2 protein-coding genes and 1 pseudogene are annotated in these 3,124 nt (G+C 70.9%); all 3 read left to right on the top strand.

Going from position 1 to position 3,124, the window contains the following annotated elements:
* Positions 1–152 (top strand): annotated as a pseudogene (locus tag ACWD1Z_RS36925) (MerR family transcriptional regulator); the annotation flags it as partial.
* 60 nt (positions 153–212) lie between these two features.
* The gene (trhA, locus tag ACWD1Z_RS36920; protein WP_451125221.1) at positions 213–1,007 is read left to right on the top strand and encodes a PAQR family membrane homeostasis protein TrhA; all 795 of its coding nucleotides are present in this window, start codon (positions 213–215) and stop codon (positions 1,005–1,007) included.
* A gap of 199 nt (positions 1,008–1,206) precedes the next feature.
* Positions 1,207–2,445, top strand: coding sequence for a PP2C family protein-serine/threonine phosphatase (locus ACWD1Z_RS36915; protein WP_451125223.1), 1,239 nt, complete (start codon positions 1,207–1,209; stop codon positions 2,443–2,445).
* Positions 2,446–3,124 lie beyond the last annotated feature (679 nt).

The raw sequence follows: 3,124 nt of genomic DNA, 5'->3' as shown, positions 1-3,124 counted from the left end.
GCATCGCCGCCCGTGCCCGGGAACTCGTCGACCAGGGAACCCCGATCGAGGCCGCGTGCCGCATCGTCGCCCTCGAGGACAAGCTCGAGGAAGCCCAGCGCATCAACGCCGAACATCGCCGTAGCTCAGCCCTGCACACAGCCGCCACCTGATACGCGGTCCGCGATGCCGCGCCCGACCGCCCGCTTCCGCCAATTCAAGAAGATGAGCGCATGATCGCCGAAGACACTGAGCAGCCGTCCCACGGACGGGAGCCCCAGCCCGGCCCGGGCAACTCGTCCGACGCCCGGCGTATTCCGGCGAGGGATGCGTCTCCCGTCGCAGCAGACCGGCCGACTGCCGCTGGCGGCCTGGAAGGCGGGGTGGAGCGGGCGGCGGCTGTGCTCAAGCCGCGAATGCGCGGCTGGCTGCACGCCGGAGTGTTCCCCCTGGCGCTCGTCGGGGGGATCGTCCTGATCGTCGTTTCACGTACGGGCGCGGCGGTGGCGGCCTGCTCGGTGTACGCGGTGTCGGCCTGTCTGCTGTTCGGTACCAGCGCGCTCTACCACCGCGGGACGTGGGGTCCGCGCGGGGAGGCGGTTCTGCGGCGGCTGGACCACGCGAACATCTTCCTGATCATCGCGGGCACCTACACACCGCTGACGGTACTGCTCCTGACCGAAGGCAAGCAGAGGGTGCTGCTGACGGTGGTGTGGGCGGGCGCGCTGGCCGGGATCGCCTTCCGCATCCTGTGGATCGGGGCTCCCCGGTGGCTGTACACCCCGTGCTACATCGCGCTGGGCTGGGTGGCCGTCTTCAATCTGCCCGACTTCGCGCACGCCGGCGGCATCGCGGTCGTCGTGCTCATCATCACCGGTGGTCTGCTCTACACCGCGGGCGCCGTCGTCTACGGACTCAAGCGTCCTGATCCCTCACCGGCCTGGTTCGGCTTCCACGAGGTCTTCCACGTCCTGACCATCGCCGCCTTCGCCGCGCACTACACGGCCATCCTCCTCGCAGCCACCTGACGGTGTCAGCGGACAGGAGACCGGCCCCGTGGTGCAATGTGGCCTGTCCGGGCACCGGGCCCGGTACTGGTCTTCCGCGTCCTTCTGGGCGAAGTCCTGAGCGTCATCAAGCACTAAAGGAGTCGCTGTGACCGTAGGAGGGCCGGAGGGCGGGCGGGTCGCTCGTCTTTCCCGGGGCGGGAGTGGCCGGGGCAGGGCGATGACGTTGGCGGGGACATTGGAAGCCGCGGAGGCCGCGGCGCCCGTCGAGTCGCTCGACGTGGTCGCCCGCATGCTCCAGGAGCACCTCGGGGCCGTGTCGGTGTCGTTCCTGATCACCGATTTCACCGGCAGTTCGGTCGTACGGCTGGGGGCGGCGGGCAGCGTTGATACTGATGAACCCGCCCGGCGCATCACGCTGCGGGGCACCCTGTACGACGATGTGATCCGCACCCAGCGGCCGGGCGTGGAAGACGAGGACGAGGGCGGTCTGGTGCGGATCGTGGCTCCGGTGACCAACCGCGGGGACGCCATCGGGCTTCTCGAACTGTTCCTGCCGGTGGCGCCGGACGCGGAAGTGATGCGGGAGATCGGCGATGCCGCGCACGCGCTGGCGTACATCGTCATCGCGAACCGGTCCTTCACCGACATGTACCAGTGGGGCCGCCGGACCAAGCCGCTGAGTCTGGCCGCGGAGATCCAGCACCGGCTGCTCCCGGCGTCGTTGGCCTGCGAGGCGGCTCAGTTCGCGGTGGCCGGGGCGCTGGAGCCGGCCGACCACGTCGGGGGCGACACCTTCGACTACGCGATCGACCGGGACACCGTCCAGCTCTCCGTCACCGATGCCATGGGGCACGATGTCGAAGCCGCGCTGCTGGCCACCCTTGCGGTGGGCGCCCTGCGTCGGGCCCGTCGGGCCGGTGCCGATCTCGCCGAACAGGCCCGCCAGGCGGACCAGGCGATGCGCGAGCACGGCCACAAGGGCTACGTCACCGGTCAGCTCCTGCGTATCAGCCTGCTCGACGGCAGGACCGAGTTCGTCAACGCCGGGCACCCCTGGCCGCTGCGGATGCGGGACGGCCAGGTGCGGGAGCTCACTCCGACGGTCGATATGCCGTTCGGCTTCGACGCCCCTCACGGCTACCAGGTCCAGTCGCTGGACCTGCGGCCGGGCGACCGGCTGGTGATGCTGACCGACGGCATGCTGGAACACGACGCAGGCAGCCTCGATCTGTCCGACCTGATCGTGCGCACCCGCGCGCTGCATCCCCGCGAGGCGGCCCGCACCCTCATCGCGGCGATCGTCGAGGCCCACGATGGCCACCTGCAGGACGACGCGACCGTCATGTGCCTGGACTGGCACGGCACCAACCACTCGCAGCGGGACGCCGCCACCGGCGCCGACCTCACCGACGCCTCACAACCGTCAAGGACGGCACGTACCACTCCCGGGCGATGACCCTGGGCGCTTGCCGGCGAGCCCGGTCAAGCAGCGGGAGGCCCTTGCTGCGCAACGCCGCCGTCAGAAGGCGGGGGAGAGGTTGGGGCGGATGTGATGCCAGAGTGCGGGGTGGCGCCACCGGCCGGAGGCGTCGCGGGGGGACATCGATGCCGACTTCCACCACCAGCTCAGGGTTCCACCATCGTGAGGATCGGCGCCGGCTCCTGAGCGCACCCGCACAGCGTTCACAGCCGCGTCCCCGGGTTCTCCGCAACGTCCAACGCGTGCTCCACATCCAGCAGCGGCGCGCCCTGCGGCGCCTCCTCGCAGCCCGGCGCGTGCAGCACACCCCGGGCCGGGCCCGGGCCCCTCACCCGCCTTCGCCAGCCCCCCACCCCGAAGGCCGGCGCTCCCCGACCACCTCGGGGACCATCGGCTGGCTCGACGGCTCCAACCGCCCGGTGACGACCTGGTCGTAGACGACACCGTCGACCGGCCGCACGTTGACGGCACTGTGGGTATACGGAGTACCCGCACAGTACTTCCACCTGATGAGGGCCCACCCCATGGAACGGATCGGCCCGGTGGTCGCCACGGCGCACGACGCGGTGTGCTCTCGGCGACGGCATCCGGCGAGCGGGCCACCGGGTGGGCCCGGCCCCGCACACGCTGACGGCTCCCGTCCTGTGAGCAGGGA

This window comes from Streptomyces sp. NPDC002784 (genome assembly GCF_053592135.1).
This window is presented reverse-complemented; position numbering and strand designations above follow the sequence as displayed.

What these genes read in the sequence shown, in the direction of transcription:
- trhA (WP_451125221.1), top strand. Translation starts at nt 213, where the DNA reads ATGATCGCCGAAGACACTGAGCAGCCGTCCCACGGACGGGAGCCCCAG.
- ACWD1Z_RS36915 (WP_451125223.1), top strand. Translation starts at nt 1,207, where the DNA reads ATGACGTTGGCGGGGACATTGGAAGCCGCGGAGGCCGCGGCGCCCGTC.